The 16,409-nt window shown below is 50.6% G+C and carries 15 protein-coding genes and 1 pseudogene; 8 read left to right on the top strand and 8 right to left on the bottom strand.

Annotated features, from left to right (window positions below):
• The first annotated feature begins 120 nt into the window (after positions 1 to 120).
• On the top strand, positions 121 to 294 hold the full coding sequence (locus tag H6G45_RS09495; protein WP_190598209.1) for a hypothetical protein: 174 nt from the start codon (positions 121 to 123) through the stop codon (positions 292 to 294).
• A gap of 10 nt (positions 295 to 304) precedes the next feature.
• On the top strand, positions 305 to 994 hold the full coding sequence (gene trmD, locus H6G45_RS09490; RefSeq protein WP_190598208.1) for a tRNA (guanosine(37)-N1)-methyltransferase TrmD: 690 nt from the start codon (positions 305 to 307) through the stop codon (positions 992 to 994).
• A 62-nt stretch (positions 995 to 1,056) separates the two neighbouring features.
• Here the strand turns inward: trmD and H6G45_RS09485 are convergent, their stop codons facing one another.
• From H6G45_RS09485 to crtD, 3 genes are all read right to left on the bottom strand, one after another.
• Entirely contained in the window at positions 1,057 to 2,139 is a 1,083-nt protein-coding gene (locus H6G45_RS09485; protein WP_190598207.1) for a Fe(3+) ABC transporter substrate-binding protein, read from the bottom strand.
• A gap of 464 nt (positions 2,140 to 2,603) precedes the next feature.
• On the bottom strand, positions 2,604 to 2,876 hold the full coding sequence (locus H6G45_RS09480; RefSeq protein ID WP_190598206.1) for a YggT family protein: 273 nt from the start codon (positions 2,874 to 2,876) through the stop codon (positions 2,604 to 2,606).
• Positions 2,877 to 2,932: 56 nt separating this feature from the next.
• Complete coding sequence (gene crtD / locus H6G45_RS09475) at positions 2,933 to 4,456, bottom strand: C-3',4' desaturase CrtD (protein WP_190598205.1); 1,524 nt, start codon at positions 4,454 to 4,456, stop codon at positions 2,933 to 2,935.
• 195 nt (positions 4,457 to 4,651) lie between these two features.
• Between crtD and H6G45_RS09470 the strand changes: the two genes are divergently transcribed.
• Positions 4,652 to 5,803 carry an MFS transporter gene (locus tag H6G45_RS09470; RefSeq protein ID WP_242018118.1) on the top strand — a complete coding sequence of 384 codons (1,152 nt, stop codon included), beginning with the start codon at positions 4,652 to 4,654 and terminating at the stop codon, positions 5,801 to 5,803.
• 92 nt (positions 5,804 to 5,895) lie between these two features.
• On the opposite strand, the gene H6G45_RS09465 is transcribed toward H6G45_RS09470, so the two are convergent.
• A complete protein-coding gene (locus tag H6G45_RS09465; protein WP_190598204.1) occupies positions 5,896 to 7,575 on the bottom strand; it encodes an NAD(P)H-quinone oxidoreductase subunit 4 in 1,680 nt (559 codons plus the stop codon).
• Between the two features lie 225 nt (positions 7,576 to 7,800).
• Here H6G45_RS09465 and H6G45_RS09460 point away from each other — a divergent pair, with 225 nt between their 5' ends.
• Positions 7,801 to 8,595, top strand: a complete 795-nt coding sequence (locus tag H6G45_RS09460) for an Rpn family recombination-promoting nuclease/putative transposase (protein ID WP_190598203.1) — start codon at positions 7,801 to 7,803, stop codon at positions 8,593 to 8,595.
• A gap of 33 nt (positions 8,596 to 8,628) precedes the next feature.
• Here H6G45_RS09460 and H6G45_RS09455 read toward each other — a convergent pair.
• Together H6G45_RS09455 and H6G45_RS09450 are read right to left on the bottom strand one after the other, a co-directional pair.
• Positions 8,629 to 8,745: pseudogene (locus tag H6G45_RS09455) on the bottom strand (Uma2 family endonuclease); the annotation flags it as partial.
• A 20-nt stretch (positions 8,746 to 8,765) separates the two neighbouring features.
• Entirely contained in the window at positions 8,766 to 10,193 is a 1,428-nt protein-coding gene (locus tag H6G45_RS09450) for an NADP-dependent isocitrate dehydrogenase (RefSeq protein ID WP_190598202.1), read from the bottom strand.
• Positions 10,194 to 10,423: 230 nt separating this feature from the next.
• On the opposite strand from H6G45_RS09450, the gene ubiE reads away from it, so the two are divergent.
• The 4 genes from ubiE to H6G45_RS09430 all read left to right on the top strand — a co-directional run bounded on the left by ubiE (position 10,424) and on the right by H6G45_RS09430 (position 13,146).
• Complete coding sequence (gene ubiE, locus H6G45_RS09445) at positions 10,424 to 11,152, top strand: bifunctional demethylmenaquinone methyltransferase/2-methoxy-6-polyprenyl-1,4-benzoquinol methylase UbiE (protein WP_190598201.1); 729 nt, start codon at positions 10,424 to 10,426, stop codon at positions 11,150 to 11,152.
• Between the two features lie 126 nt (positions 11,153 to 11,278).
• Positions 11,279 to 11,689, top strand: coding sequence for a universal stress protein (locus tag H6G45_RS09440; RefSeq protein ID WP_190598200.1), 411 nt, complete (start codon positions 11,279 to 11,281; stop codon positions 11,687 to 11,689).
• Between the two features lie 18 nt (positions 11,690 to 11,707).
• The gene (locus H6G45_RS09435) at positions 11,708 to 12,532 is read left to right on the top strand and encodes a biotin--[acetyl-CoA-carboxylase] ligase (protein ID WP_190598199.1); all 825 of its coding nucleotides are present in this window, start codon (positions 11,708 to 11,710) and stop codon (positions 12,530 to 12,532) included.
• 38 nt (positions 12,533 to 12,570) lie between these two features.
• A complete protein-coding gene (locus H6G45_RS09430) occupies positions 12,571 to 13,146 on the top strand; it encodes a DUF3611 family protein (RefSeq protein ID WP_010871460.1) in 576 nt (191 codons plus the stop codon).
• Here the strand turns inward: H6G45_RS09430 and H6G45_RS09425 are convergent.
• Positions 13,097 to 14,164, bottom strand: a complete 1,068-nt coding sequence (locus tag H6G45_RS09425; protein ID WP_190598198.1) for a hypothetical protein — start codon at positions 14,162 to 14,164, stop codon at positions 13,097 to 13,099. The genes H6G45_RS09430 and H6G45_RS09425 overlap by 50 nt on opposite strands.
• A 151-nt stretch (positions 14,165 to 14,315) precedes the next feature.
• Positions 14,316 to 16,229, bottom strand: a complete 1,914-nt coding sequence (locus tag H6G45_RS09420) for a chromosome segregation ATPase (RefSeq protein WP_190598197.1) — start codon at positions 16,227 to 16,229, stop codon at positions 14,316 to 14,318.
• Positions 16,230 to 16,409 lie beyond the last annotated feature (180 nt).

Raw genomic sequence — 16,409 nt, 5'->3', positions numbered from 1 at the left:
TAGTTGCGAAAACCGTCGTTTTTCTCCCCTCTTCCCCAGGGGGGTGATACCTTGTAAGACGAAAATTTTTCGATAACTTTAACAAATTTAACCAATAAATAAGGGTGGGGGTTAGAGGTTATGTTTGATCGTCCCAACAAAGATTTGATTAGTGCTGGTTTGGTTTCTGCCCTGGGAGCTGGCATTGTGACTTCCTTTGCCGTTAATCAGGGGCAAGACCCTCTGGTTGCTTTGATGATCACGGCGATCGCCAGTGTTTGTGGTATGGTGTGTCACCAGTTTGATCTAATTTGATTGGCCCTCTGTGCAGTTTGACGTTCTCACCCTATTTCCCGATTTTTTCACTTCTCCCCTGCAATCCGGTCTCCTCGGTAAGGCCCTAGAAAGGGCGATCTCCAGCGTTAATTTGATTAACCCCAGAGATTTCACCACCGATAAACATCGCCGAGTGGACGACGAACCCTATGGGGGCGGGGTGGGCATGGTAATTAAGCCGGAGCCAATTTTTGCGGCGGTGGAATCGTTGCCGGTACTGCCCAAACGGGAAGTAATTTTGCTGACTCCCCAGGGGCAACCCATGGACCAGGCTTTGTTTCGGGAGTTGACGGATTATGACCAACTGGTGCTGATCTGTGGCCACTATGAAGGGGTGGATGAACGAGTCTGTCAACTGGTGACCAGAGAAGTTTCCCTCGGAGATTTTGTCCTCACCTGTGGGGAAATCCCCGCCCTCACCTTGATCAACGGTGTAATCAGGCTACTGCCCGGCACCGTGGGCAAAGAAGCCTCCCTAATTGCCGAAAGTTTTAGCACCGACCTGTTGGACTATCCCCACTACACCAGGCCACCAGTATTTCGAGGCTTGGCCGTACCGCCGGTGCTCTTATCTGGTAACCATCAGGCGATCGCCCAGTGGAGATTAGAGCAACAGGAGGAACGTACCCAGCAGAGAAGACCGGATCTTTGGGAAAAATGGCAAAATCACAATAGTTAAGGAGTTAAAGAACAGAGCAGATCCTTCCCTCAACCATTGCGACTAGATCCTAGAACACTACTTTACTTCCAGCCCGCTTCGTTCATGATTTTGGTGGCGGGAGCTAGGGCCGGGCCCAACTTATCCAAATTGGTGGTGTCGGACTTAAATTCCCCAAAGGAAGCGACGGACTTGTTCAGGGGAACTCCAGCCAAAACGGGATATTCGTAGTTATTTTGGGCTAAAAATGCCTGGGCCGGTTCACTGACTAAAAATTCAATGAATTTGACCGCCCCTTCCCGGTTGGGCGCTGTTTTGACTACCCCCACACCGCTGACATTGACGTGGGTACCCCGCCCTTCTTGGTTGGGAAAGAATACACCGACATTTTCGGCGATCGCCTTTTTGGCCGGCTCTTCACTTTCCAGCAATCGCCCCATGTAATAGGTGTTGGCCAAGGTCAAATCTGCTTCTCCAGAGGACACCGCTTCAATTTGGGCCGTATCATTGCCCTGGGGTTCCCTAGCAAAGTTACTGACAAAACCCTTGGCCCATTCCAAAGTGGACTGCTCCCCATCGGCTACTATCAATGAAGCCACCAAGGATTGATTATATTCATTGCTGGAGGAACGGATAATTATCCGGCCTTTCCATTTGGGATCCGCCAGCTCTTCGTAGGTGGACAGCTCCTCTGGTTTAACTTTGGCTTTGTTATACATAATCACCCGAGCCCGCTTGGTGAAGCCAAACCACATGCCATCTGGGGAGCGGAGATATTCCGGGATGCTGGTCTGTAAAATTTCGCTTTCCACCGGCTGAAAAATGCCATCCTCTTCCGCCCGCCATAGCCGAGCCAAATCTACGGTGAGCAGCACATCCGCTGGGCTATTGGCTCCTTCGGACTTGATCCGTTCCAGCAGTTCATCTGCCTTGCCTTCAATCAGGTTAACTTTGATGCCTGTTTCTTCGGTAAATTTGGCGTAGAGTTCGTTGTCGGTGTTGTAATGGCGGGATGAATATAGGTTAATCTCCTGTTGTTCCCCTGGCGTATCGGCGATCGGGGCATCGGGGGATTGGCCACAGCTACTGAGCAATTGGGAACCCACCACCACGCTAACGGCGGTTCCGATGGACAAAAATAGGCGACGGGATAATTTTGGGACCATGGCGGCTGAATTTTCTCACTCCTCTAACAAAAGTAATTCTCAATAATTTTATCAGCAGTGGAGATATATTCAATAATTTTTCTGATTATTTGATGGGGGCTCCGGCCAAGTGCGATAAATAAGTCCTATTATTTTGCTCATAAAATCTGAGGATAAAAATCCCTTTGGTTGGGGATGGAGAGACCAGAACTGTTATTTTGAAGCACTTTTGGAGACTGAGGAGAGAAATTCAACCAAGTCTAAACCATGGTGACACTGTCGAGCTGCTTTTGCTATCCTGAGATTGTGATAGCCTTAGCTGATAAGAAGCCCTATTCACTAACAGAATTTATTATTAATAGTAATTGGGGCAAATAAAATCCCCCTGGCGCAACAGAGGGAAAGGATGTGAACCGTAGTCGGTGGAACTGGACCCTGCGGACTCTAACCACCAATTAGATTTTTAGCCACCGGAATTATGTCGATTAAAAGCCAGCGTAGGGAACAGCCACACTGCTGAGGGCCTGTTGGAGAAACTGCAACGCAAAAATGGCCAGAATGGGGGAAAAATCAATGCCTCCCAAGGGCGGGATAAAAGAACGGAAAATATTCAAATAGGGATCGGTCACGGGGCTGAGAAAACCCATGATGTTGCCGGCCCACTCCGCAGTTTGAAACCATGACAGCAAAATACGGATAAATAACAACACTAGGTAGATGTTGATGAAGCTGACGAGGGTAGAAAGGAGTAGGTCCATAGTGGCAATGGTGATATCAATGGCAAAGAAGAATTGTTTCCTATCTTAACCTGGCCCTAGAAATTTGTTGCTCCACTGGCGCAAATTTGCCGGGCAATGGTGAGGGCGCTGTAACTTACCCCGGCGGTACCTTCCCCTGGATGGACGGAATCCCCCACTAACCACAAATTACGAATGGGGGTACGGGGGGCAAAGCCAAAGGGGCCAAAGGTGAATCGGCGTTGGCCTACTCCGCCCACAATGCCTTGTTCCCGAGCTGTGTAACGGGCAAAGGTGCGGGGAGTGGCACTTTCTTGATGCACAATGGTCGATTCGTTTAGGTTGAAATACTCTCCCAATTTGGCGATCGCCGTTTGGGTGTAACTTTGCTTGCGGGCTTGATATTCTTCTGGGGAAGCATCCCACCAGGGGGCCACATCGGTGAAGGAAGAAGCAATTAAGGTTCTACAATTCTTGGGAGCCCGGCCATCCCCTGGTTTACTGACACTGACAAAAAGAGAATTATTTTCCCCAATGGGACCACTGCCGTCGTACAAAAATTGTAGGTGGGGAGCACAGTCGGGCGGAATGGCCTCTTCCCTGGCGCCCAAATAAATGACAAAAGCGCCGGAGCTAGGGGGTAAATTAGTCACCCTTTGATGATAACCAGGCAATGGCTGGTCCACCGCTTTGAGTAAATTCTGCACGGTTAAATTGGCCACCACCTGCTGAGCTTGCTCCCGACGTACTGCGCCGCTTTTTACATCCCGCACCGTCACCCCCTGTACTTGCCCTTGGTCACAATGGATCTGCTCCACCCGCTGACCGCAAAATACCTCCCCTCCATAGTGTTTTAAAGCTTCCACCAGGCGATCGCCTAGGGTTTGCATACTGCCTTGGAGATGCCATAGACCCTGGGGCGCTTGGGAAACACTCAAGGCCGTAGCTGCATATAACAACGCTGTCTCATCGGCCCCGACCTGGGAATAGAGTTTCAACTGTAAATCAAGGAAAGTTTTTAAGCGGTGGTCTGCCCCTAAACCCAATAGCCGCAGAGTATCCCCCACTGTGAGGGTGACAAAAGGGGCCGTAAGCAGAGTATCCGGCCGCAACGCCTGCAACAATTGGACTAAATCCCAGGCATTACGGGGAGGTAAAACGGGATCCCGTGCCTGAAAACGCCAACTAAATTGGAACAGGGTTTGTAGTAATTGCCAAAATCTGCCACTTCCTGGAAATTGCCGCTCCCTTTCCCTTTGCCATTGATCGGGATTATGCCAAACGTTAATTGGTTGCTTTTCCCCAGGTAAAAAAACGGCACAGGCGGGATCACAAAGGGTTGCTTCCGGTAAATCCACCTGTAACTGCCGGAAAATGCGGTGGTGAATGCCTCCTGCTTCTAGGCCCGCCACCTGGGTGGCCCCCACATCAAAAATGAAACCCCGTCGTCGAAAAGTGGAAGCACAGCCCCCAACCATGGTCGCCTGTTCATAAACTTTGACTTGGTAACCCTGCTGGGCCAACAAGGCCGCCGTTGTCAAACCGCCAATGCCAGCACCAGCTACAACCACAGATTGAGATTCAGCATTGTTCGGGGCCATGGCAAAAGGGAAGTGGGGAAATTTTCTTTACATTTCTTAATGTAACTGTTTGTCAAGGTTCGTGGCTTTGGAAATAGTTAATTGATTTGGTGGGGCAAATGCGATAGGCTCAGCTCCAACGTTGGCGATTACTAGCTGGGAGCTTTCCCAACTGACGGCGGGCAGTTAAATTTCCCCTTGGATGGACAATAACCAATGATTCAGCATTCGGCGGTTCTGTGGCGGCGGGTTTGGGCCATTGCTTTGGTCCAGGGCTCGGTAACCTTGATGTGGATAACTTACCGTCTTTATCTGGGGGATTTGCTCAAGGGCTGGGGATTTTCGCCGGAGTTTGTGGTCGGATTGCTAACATTTGAGATGGTTTTAGGGGTGGTGATGGAACCTCTATTTGGTGCTCTGAGCGATCGCCAACAGCGGACGTTAGGCACCCGGTTGCCGCTAATTTCTTTGGGAGTGATTCTCGCCGCCGGTTTTTTCCTCCTAATTCCCCTGGTATTTTTCCTGCCCATTGCCAACGTAGCTCGGTTCTTACTACCGGCATTGGCGATCGCCTGGGCCTTGGCCATGACCCTATTCCGTAGTCCCACCATGGTGCTGATTGGTCAATGTGCCCCTGTTAATCAACTGCCTTTGGCCATGGGGATTTTGAGTCTGGTGGGTGGCCTATTTGCCGCCTTTCGGAAACCCATGGGTCAGTGGTTATTGAGTTTGGGTAGTTTACCGGCTTTTTTGCTTGGTTCAGTGGTGTTATTGGGGGCCAGTCTATTTTTAAGTCGAGTTGTGCCCCCAACGGAAGAAAAAGCCGCAGCAAGCCCTACCAAGGTTAAAGCTTTTCCTTGGATTGCCATGGTCAATATTGCTCTCTTCGCCATTGGCACTACCTGGGGCACTAGGGTCTTAATGGTGATTTTAACTAAACAATTGGAGGGGATTAATAATGGCTTCATGGGTTTGCAACTGCTGCTAGCATTAATGGCCCTGCCCATGGGCTGGTTGATCCGTAAAATAGGTCATCCAGTGGCATCCCTAACCACTGCTTTAGGGCTTCTGGTGCTGACTTTACTATGTTTGCTCAATGGCTTTTGGTTACCGGCGATCGCCTTCTCCTGGTTATTGGGGTCGAGCATTTTAAACAATGGACTAATCCCATTACTGCTACAAATCCTCCAGGGTAATCAGACCGGTGTGGGTATCGGTCTATATTTTGGTTGTGTCGGTCTGGCGGGGGATATTTTTACCCGTTATTGGTCAACTCAATCCAGCCAGATTCAAGAAGGTTTGGGACTGGCAATGCTAGTAATGGCTACCTTGCTTTGTGCCCGATATTGGCAGCGTTCAGATTTGTAAACAAAAAAAAGGGAGTAGGAGATTCATTGCCCCCACTCCTTTTTATTTAAGAAAATCACGCAGTAGTCTAATTAACTCAAAAGACTAGATCACTAGGGCTGAACTTTAACCGTGGCAAAGTCCGTGGTGGGAATGTGGGGCGCAGTTAATGCTTCCGCATAAACCCGGGGATTGGTTTCGGCAATTTGCACGTAGGATTGGCGCACTTGGCTGTTCACCGCTACCGTGGTGGCATCGTAAACCTGGGTAGCTAATTTGGGATAAAGACCCACTCCAATAATCGGCAAGAGGAAGCAAGCGGCGATGAAGACCTCCCGGGGACGAGCATCGTCATAGATGGCATTGCCGGGGAGTACACAACTGGTGCCAAAACAAACCGCTTCTTGGTCGGACTTGGGAGAAAGGCTATCCTGTTCCAGATTGCAGGAAGGGGGGATGTTGTTGCCATAGAATAGTTGGCGCAACATGGACAACAGGTAAATGGGGGTGAGCACCAAACCCACGGCAGCGAGGAAAACGGTCACTGTTTTGAAGGGGGTGCTGTAAATGTCGCTGGAGCTCACTCCGACAAAGACAGTTAATTCGCTGACAAAACCGCTCATGCCGGGGAGGGCGAGGGATGCCATGGCGCCCATGGTGAACAGGGCAAAAACCGTCGGCATTACTTTGCCAATATTCCCCATCTGGGCCAAGGAAAGGGTGTGAGTCCGGTCATAGGTAACCCCAGCCAGGAAGAAGAGGACGGCGGCGATTAAACCGTGGGAGAGCATTTGCAACATAGCTCCACTGATGCCCAAGTCGGTGAAGGAAGCAATACCGAGTAGAACAAATCCCATGTGGGAAACAGAGGAGTAGGCCAGGCGGCGTTTCATGTTGTCCTGGGCAAAGGAGGAGAAACCACCGTAGATGATGTTAACCACCCCAAGGATGACTAGGATCGGCGCAAAGTAAACGTGGGCATCTTCCAACAGACCAAGATTCAAGCGAATGAGACCGTAACCGCCCATTTTCAGCAGCACCCCAGCCAAAATCATGGACACAGGGGCAGAGGCCTCACCGTGGGCATCGGGTAACCAGGTATGGAAAGGGAAAATGGCTAATTTGACGCCAAAGGCAATCAGTAAACCGGCGTATAAAAACAGTTCTAAGGCGATCGGGTAATCTTTCAGACCCAATTCCGCAATGTCAAAGGTGGTTACATCACCGTAGAAAGCTAAGCCCAGGGCGGCAACCAAAATGAATACGGAGGCGGCGGCGGTGTAGAGCAAAAACTTCATGGCGGCATACTGCCGTTTTTGGCCACCCCAGATGCAAACTAGGAGGTAAACCGGCACCAATTCCAGTTCCCACATGATGAACAGTAGGAGCATGTCCTGGGCCACGAACACCCCAATCTGGGCCGCATAAAGCACCAACATTAGGAAGTAGAAGAGGCGGGGCTTATGGTCCACCTGCCAGGCGGCAAAGATGGAAAGGGTGGTAACCAGTCCGGCCAGTAACACTAGGGGCATGGAGATGCCATCCACGGAAACACTCCAACTGAGCCCAAATTGGGGAATCCAGCTAAATTTTTCCTGGAGCTGAAAACCGGTATTGCTGATGTCGTAGTTAGTCCAAAAAACGTAGCTCATCAAAACAAAATCCGCTAGACCCACACCAAGGGCATACCAGCGGACTTGTTTCCCGTCTTTGTCGGGAATTAACGGAATGAAGAGGGCGGCGACTAACGGCAGGGCAATCATCGTTGTCAGCCAGGGGAAGTGTTCCAACATGGTAATGAGAATAAATACCTAGTGATCTTCCTCCGATTATATTAAACTTTGTAAACTTTTGAGAATTTTTTTTGAGATTTTCGTTATGGCAGTCAGAGATTGAGCTCTATCAATGGGAATAATTTCTTTAACTTCAGCTTTTCCCCACCTAAATTCCTTAAATTTTTGCCAATTATCTGGCGATCGCCTGGCGGATCTCTAGGAGATTACCAATAGAACTTGGATATGTTTGACAATCTCTGCAAATTCCTCGCTGAATCCTTTTCCGAAGACTACGCCGCCTGGTTACTGGGACGACCAATCAAATTGACCAAGCTCAGTCCGACGGAACTTTCTCTAGAGCCAATTCGGGCTGACTCCCTGATTTTGGAGCAATCGGAAGACTTGGTGTTGCATCTGGAATTCCAAACGGAGCCTGACCTAACCATGGGCTTTCGGATGTTGGACTATCGGGTAAGGGTTTACCGCCGTTTCCCCCAGAAGACGATGCACCAATTTGTCATCTACCTGAAACGTAGTAATAATGACTTGGTTTATCAGGAAAGTTTTCAGTTGGGAGAGACCGTGCACCGTTACCAAGCGATTCGGCTCTGGGAGCAACCCTCGGAGACATTTCTCCAAAGCCCAGGGCTATTGCCCCTAGCGGTATTGACGCAGACCTCTGACCCTACATTAAAATTAAGGGAAGTAGCGACTGCGTTGGAGCAAATTGAGGATAATCGAGTTAAAGCAAATCTCATGGCAGCAACCTCGGTTTTTGGAGGAATTCTGCTGGCCCCTGAGCTTATCAAGACAATTTTAAGGAGTGAAATTATGAAGGAATCCGCTGTCTATCAAGAAATTTTAGAAGAAGGTAAAATTGCCGGAAAACTTGAGGGCAAACTAGAAGGTAGGCTGGAAGCAAAACTAGAAACCATACCTCTGTTGAAAAAATTGGGGTTGACAATTGCCGAAATTGCCAAGGAGTTAGATATTGATGTTGCTTTAGTCAATCGGTTTGTCGCTAATCAGAATAATTAAGGGTTGAAATAGCCATTGGCCGGAATATGGCTTGACGGCATAGATCTGCCCATCAAAATATTCGTGCTTCTCCCTCTGCCGTTCCTCCCATTGCAAATATTCCTCTGGGCTGAGTTGTGGGAATGGGGCAGATGGGGAGTGAGCAATCATGGCGGGTTATTTATTGAAAATTAATCATCAAAATGACTGACGATCGCCTGGGCAAACTCGGAACATTTCAATGGCTGATCCACCTTCGGTTCCATTAATCGGGCCAGGTCATAGGTCACTTCCCGATTGGCGATCGCCGCCCCAATACCTTTTTTAATGAGGTCAGCGGCCTCCTGCCAGCCCATAAATTCCAGCATCATGACGCCGGAAAGAATCACCGAGCCGGGGTTAATGCGGTCTAGCCCAGCGTGTTTGGGGGCAGTGCCGTGGGTTGCTTCAAAAATGGCTGCACTATCACCAATGTTAGCTCCAGGGCCCATGCCCAAACCTCCCACCACAGCGGCGGCGGCATCAGAAAGATAATCCCCGTTCAAATTCATCGTCGCCAGAATGGAATACTCATCGGGGCGGGTTTGGATTTGTTGGAAAATGCTATCGGCAATGCGGTCGTTGACCATTACTTTATCTTTCCACTGGCCATTACCGTGGGATGCCCAAATGGAGTCCAAAACCTGCTCCACTTCTTCCTTAATCACCGCTTTTTTCTCTTCAGTGAGGGTATCGTAACCGGGGTCAATCATGTGGGCGTTGGCCTCAATGGTCAAATCAGGATTACTTTCCTTATTGCCCAAAATCCAAGATTCCCGCTCCGTAACGCATTCCGCCCGAAATTCCGTGGTGGCCAATTCATAGCCCCAATCCCGAAAGGCTCCTTCGGTGAATTTCATGATGTTACCCTTATGGACCAGAGTCACCATCTGTTTGGCTTTCGGTAACCGCAATGCATGGAGAATGGCCCGCCGCACTAACCGTTGGGAACCGGTTTTACTAATTGGTTTAATGCCAATGCCAGAATCAAGGCGAATTTGCTTTTTGCCTAAAGCCGGAGTCGCGGGAATCAGATCATCGTTGAGATAAGCGATTAATTTTTTTGCTCCTTCGGTGCCTTCGGCCCATTCAATGCCCAGGTAAATATCCTCTGTATTTTCCCGATAAACAATGATGTCCAATTTTTCGGGGGTTTTATGGGGGGAGGGGGTGCCTGGGTAATAACGACAGGGGCGCACACAAGTATAGAGATCAAAAATTTGCCTCAGGGCCACGTTTAAAGACCGGATGCCACCGCCCACAGGAGTAGTCAAAGGCCCTTTAATTGCCACACCGTATTCCTTAATCGCCGTTAGGGTATCTTCCGGTAAATATTGGTAGGTACCGTATAGTTCACAGGCTTCGTCCCCCGCATAGACCTTAAACCAGTTAATTTTCTTCTCGCCGCCATAGGCCTTGGCGATCGCCGCATCGATGACTAATTCGGTGGCGGGCCAAATATCAACCCCAGTACCGTCCCCCCGGATGTAGGGAATAATCGGATCGTTGGGCACTACGGGCTTACCTGCAACAAAGGTGATTTTTGACCCAACGCTGGGGGGCTGAAGTTTTTCGTACATAGCAAGTTGTCATTGAAAAAACGGCACGGAGCAGATCATAATCCTTTCTGGAAGCTCTGATTGCATTGGCCGTTACGAAATTTTTTCCCTAGAGACAAGGTAATCAATGGGCGGTTTTCTTATTACTGAAACCAATCTATGGCTAGATAGAATGTGATCATTGCTTTTACCAAAAATTTTCACAAAAGACGGCGATCACCAAAATAAACTTGACCAGTCCTGATTTTTCCATGAATTCTTCCCGATTACCCCAGCCCGCGGCCCAGGATGTACAGAAAATTTTTGCCCGCATTGCTCCTCAATACGATGACCTCAACACATTTTTGAGCTTTGGTCAGCACCATATTTGGAAGGCCATGGCCGTTAAATGGAGTGGCGTATTACCCGGCGATCTTCTGTTGGATGTGTGTTGCGGCAGTGGGGATTTAGCTTTCCAGGGGGCCAAGGTGGTGGGCACAGGGGGAAAAGTCATTGGGTTGGATTTCTGTGCTGAACTATTGGCGATCGCCGCTGGCAAACATCAAAGTAAATATGCCCGGTTGCCGATGCAATGGCTGCAAGGAGATGCCCTCGCCTTACCCTTCGGCGATCGTGAATTTGATGGGGCTACCATGGGGTACGGCCTCCGTAACGTGGGCAATATTCCCCAAGCCCTGAAGGAGTTGCACCGGGTACTCAAACCGGGCAAAAAAGTGGCTATTCTCGATTTTCATCAACCAAGTAATGCCCTGGTGGCCAGCTTTCAGCGTTGGTACCTGGCCAATGTGGTGGTGCCCATGGCCAAGCAATGGCGTTTAACTGAAGAGTACGCCTATCTGCAACCGAGTTTAGACCGCTTTCCCACCGGCCCTGCCCAAGTCAAACTCGCCCTAGAAGCCGGATTTGCCAAAGCTATACACTATCCCATTGCCGCTGGTTTAATGGGGGTTTTGGTAGCGCAGAAAGGGCCTATTTCCTAGGCAAAGGTTGCTGGGATTCTGCAAAATTTGGCGAGCCGATCAGCCAGTGCCTGTAAAATTTGATGTCGATTAATTGCTGGCGATCGCCTAATCGCGCTATTGGTAGGAGATAGCGGAGGTGTCATTATGTTCAAAACCATTCTATTTCCCCTGGACCGGAGCCGAGAAGCAAGGGATGCGGCCCAAATGGTCGCGGATTTGGTCAAAATCCACCAAAGTCATTTAGTTTTGTTGTCGGTGGTGGAAAAAACTCCCCCCGGCCAAGACCACGAAGCCCACGGCATGGATTCCCCGGAAGCGGTGGCCAAATTACTGGAGGCAGCCCAGGCTGTTTTTTCCCAACAGGGCATTGCCACCAAAACCATTGAACGGGAAGGCATGGCTTCTTTCACCATCTGTGACGTGGCCGATGAAGTAAATGCAGACCTGATCGTGATGGGCTGTCGGGGTTTAGGTCTCACTAGCGAAGGAGCAGCGGAAAGCGTCACTGCGAGGGTAATTAATCTTTCCCCCTGCCCAGTTCTGGTGGTGCCCTAGGGTTAGTCCCCAATTCCCATGGCAGAAATCAGCAACGTTGGGGACGGGGATTGGCTCAACCAAGCTTGGCAGCAAGACCATGGCCAACCCCTATGCCTGAACCGCCCCGATATCCTCTCCGGGTTAAAGATTATCGCCCCTGCCTGTACCGACTCCACCAACCAACTGCTGTGGAACTTACGACATCAGGGTTATCAACCGCCCCTAGCGGCGATCGCCAGGGAACAAACTGCTGGTCGGGGGCAATGGGGTCGGAGTTGGCAGTCTCCACCGGGGGGATTATATCTATCCCTGTGGTTAGCTACCCATTTACCCATAAGCCACAGTCCCCACTTGGTTTTATGGAGTGCCTGGGGCATCGCCTACGCCCTAGTTCAGCACGGCATTCCGGTACAACTCAAATGGCCCAATGATCTGCTGTTACAAGGTAGAAAATTGGCCGGCATTAAAACTGAAAGCAAAATCAGTGGGGGCATAATTACCGCGGCCATCGTGGGAGTGGGCATTAACTGGACTAACCCGGTACCGGCCACTGGCATTGCCCTAGGGCCCTTTTGCAAAGCCCAATCAATCCAGAGTGTGACCAACCTGACGGACTTAGCTGAAATTACCCTGGCAGGGCTTACCCTCGGCTGGCACCGTTACCAAAGCGAGGGGATTGGGGCCATTGTGGCGGATTACCTGCAATTATTTGCCCATCGGGGTCGGAAAATCAGCTTACCCCAGGGTGTGGGCATCATTGAATCCATCACCCCCCAGGGGGAATTGGTGGTAGTGATAGATCAACGGCGGGAAATAATCCTCCCCGGCACCATTAGTCTAGGCTACGATCAGGGCGGATAACGGCTAAAATACGGACAAGTTAACGCCTACGCCCCACCATGAACCGACGCAACACCGAATTGGCCAATCCCATTCCCCAGGCCGCCTTGCGGGCCTCCGTCGACTTAACCACCTGGGGCAACATCGGCTTTTGGGTGCAGATTGTCCTGGGAGCCTTTTCCGTCGTCACATTTTTGTTTGCCGGTTTTAGTTTAAGTGGTCCCAATCGCACCACCGGCATTGAAGCGGGCATTCTTTCGGCCTTTATTTCCATTGTCCTGTTGGGCTTTGGCATTTTCTTTTCCACCCGTTACCGTCGTTTAGGGCGCAATCTCAAAGATTCGGAAGCCACCAAGCATCCCCGTCGGGCGGATATTCTCAAGCTGATTCGTATTGGCTTGATCATTAACTTGGTGGGCATGGGTACCGCCATCATTGGGGGAGCGGCCATGAGTGGCATTGTGTTGGGCAAAGCCCTCAGTGTGCCGCCGGGAACCTTTGCTTCCGCTGCTGACCCCAACCGTTTTGTGCAATCCACCGATTTACTGGCCATTCAGGCTAACATCAACACCATCATTGCCCACTTCACTGGTTTGTTGTCATCCCTGTGGTTGCTAGACCGTCTGAACAAGTAATTTTTAAACGTACTGTGTTGTTGCCATCCTCATCCAGGGGCACTTCAATCACTTCCTGGGTTAATCCTTCAATGGCCGTCAACAGGGAACGCAGGTTGGGGGTACTGGCTCCGGTGTCCACATAGAGGCGATCGGACAGGGTGGCTAAACGTTTCCAGGTGGTGAACAGTTTGCCCACAGACTGCTCCAATTGGGTGGCCTGTTTGAGCAGATCCGCCGCTGTGTTGAGGCAATCTAAGCGCAGGGCCTCCTCTAAGGCCAGTTCCATATCCAACGGGAAAGCTTTCAGGGTTTGTACCTTGGCTGCCGCATCTAGATATTTAGATAGATTGCGGGCAGAAGTGGTGAGATATTTAACTGTGTCCACATCGGGGGAGGCGATCGCCTCTTCCTGTAGAGCTTGTAAATGACCTTCTGGTACCTTTTCCAATTCCTTCACCAGGGGCGCCAAATGACGGGGAGGCACAGTACCATCGGTGGCCTTTTCCTTGAGCACATCGGGCAATAGTTCCGAACTCATGGCAGTCCACTCATCGGCCAACTGCTTCACTTCCCGTCGGGTAATCCGGTCGCCATTATGGGCCGCATCACTGACCAACTTTTGCACTTCTGGATCAGCTTTCGCTGTTTCCACAAAAGCCCGTTTGCTGAAATTGTTGATGGAACCGGGGTCCAGTTGTCCTTCGGCAATGAGGGTATCGGCACTATTGGCCAGTTGAATGAGGGCATAGGCTTGGGTTTTAGAAATTTCCCGTTGCTTGAGCCAATTTAAAAAGCCAGTACCGCGGCCGTCTCCACCAATTTTTTCCCGGTCCCGCACCGCCCGGAGAATGCGCCCCCGCCAAATTTCCGTCTGGAGGTCAAAGCGCTCACACAGTTGCCAAAAATCATCCAACTGTTGCTGAAACTCATGCTCTTGGATTTCCTCATCCGCAGGATCCGGCAGGGCAAAGTTAATGTCAGCGGGAATTTCCAGCGCGGCGGTAATGGCTTCGGGGGAAGGCGCAAGCTCAACCATAGGGCTAATTTTTAATCTAGTTAATGTTTGGGAACGGCAAAGCAAAGGCTTGGGGAAAGCAATGATTGCCAAAGCTTTACCAAGCTATCACAAGGGGGAGATCTTCCTGGTCGGTCGTCCCTAAATAGGGCTAAGCCAATCCTGTCGGGCGTTAATTTTGGGGATTTTCCACCGGGGGTAAGGCCGGTTCCGTCGGCACAGAAGACTCAACCCTAGGGGCGGGGGGAGCAACGGGGGTAATGGGGAGCGGGGACGGTTGACTAAAGCTACGCCATTCCTGCAGAAAATTTTGGGCACTACCATAGGCGGCACTTTCGGCAGGAATTTGCTGGAGGGCCCGGATGGCCTGCTGGTAGTTACCGGCCCGGGCCTGTTCCTGGGCTAGGGACAAAATTTGGTAACTCCAATTGTTGACCAACTGTAGGCGTTGACCACCGGCATCGGTGCTGCGGGGCACTTGGCGAATTAGTTGTACCGCCTGGCCGAGGGAATCCACAGTGCGGACAGAGGCCATTTCCTGGGCTCTCTTCAGGTTATTTTGGGCGTTAATTTCCCCTTGCCACCGGCTAATTTGTAGGCGGGCTTCCCCGGACAGGGCCCGGTTCCTCTCTATCTGACGGGCGGTGCTAATGGCTGCTTCATAATTTTTGGCATTGGCCAAGGCGATCGCCTGGTCGAGGATGGGTTGGTCAGTGCGGCGCTGGATGGTGGCCTGCCATTGATTAATACTTTGGCGAGCCTCGGAGTGTAAAGCTCGGCCGGCGCCGATCCGTTCTGCTTGCTGAATAGCCTGTTCCAGATTACCAGCAGCGGCCAATTGTCTTGCTTGCCGCAGAATGGGACGGTCTTCATCTATTTGGATCCGTTCTGTCCAGTTGGCAATGTCCCTGGAAGCTTCCTGGTGACGGGGATTGTCCTTGGTAATCAATTTCGCCTGGGCGATCGCCTCGTTGAGGGCGCTGATGGTGCCAATTTCAGCGGTGTTGCGGGCTTGGGCCAACTGTTGCAGGGCAGTTTCTTCCCGACGCCAATCCTTAACTAATTCTTGGGCAAGGTTGTAGTAGGGGCTATTGCTGTCTGTTAACTTTTCTGCGGTGGTGATGGCTAAACCCAAACCTTCCACAGTGCCCATTTGCGCTTCCAGTCCCGCCGTGGCAAGAATTTGCCAATCGTTCAAATCCTGGGCGGGGAAGTAGGACTCCGGCAAACGACTCAGGGTATTGTTCAAAGTTTGCCAATCTTGACGCTCAATCATGGTTTCAATGGAGCCGGTCAGTTTATCCACCGCCTGGGTAATTAATTTCTGAGCCTCTTGGTAGGCGTAGCTATCCTTGGGAATTTTGGCCGCATCCTCGATCGCCTTGAGCCAATTATCAGCACCCCCACGGCGGAGAATGCGATAGGCGTTGTCTAACTTACTGCTCTCTTCCTGGGCAATTTGAATATTGCGGATGGCTTGGTCATATTTAGTGGTAGCCCAAAAGACATTGTCCAGATTCAACAAACGCACCGCATTACGAAAAGCACTATTCCAACGGGAGTTACGCAAATCCGCTTCCACTTCAGCATAGATAGTTTCCCCTTCCTGCCAGAGCCCCCGCCAAGCGTTAATTCTTTCCTCCACTAAGTCGTAGGCCTGCACATGGTCTGGGATTTTTTCTGCAGCGGCGATCGCCTCTTCCAACAATCCTTTTTGGAAATAATCCTCTGCTAGATCTAATAAATCCGTGGCCCAGGTTTCGATATTGCGGTTAACTTCCACTGCCAAAGGATGATCCTTGGGCAAGGCGGCCAAAAGATTAATGGCCCGCAACAGGCCATCAACGGTTTTTTCCTCCGCCGATAACTGGGCACAGTAAAGCCGCATGGAGGCCGAAGCCACCGGCCAAAACACCCTGGAACATTGGGGGCTTTTCGGCAAAACTAACAACCAATTGGTGGAAACTAGACCGATGCCCCCCGACATCAAAATCAGAAAAATCGCCCAAAACTGTAGGGGTAACCGTTGCAGTGGCAGACCAGATCGAAAATAGCGGACAACGGGGAGATTAAAGGTCTTATTCATCTGCAATTACAGGGGAGAAAGCTAGTCAGCCTCGGCTATCTAGGCGATCGCCGGCCAGGCTCAAACAAAACCAAGTTACTAATGGGAGCCATATTTTTCTGGCCAATCTTAACATTAGTTGACCTGGAAGGATTTTAACTGAGAGATGGCGTTAGGCTAGGGTCAGACTGCTTTCTCTTA

Source organism: Synechocystis sp. FACHB-383, assembly GCF_014698605.1.
Classification (GTDB): domain Bacteria; phylum Cyanobacteriota; class Cyanobacteriia; order Cyanobacteriales; family Microcystaceae; genus Synechocystis; species Synechocystis salina.
Note: the sequence above shows the minus strand (reverse complement) of the source record. Positions and strands in the feature narration are given on the sequence as shown.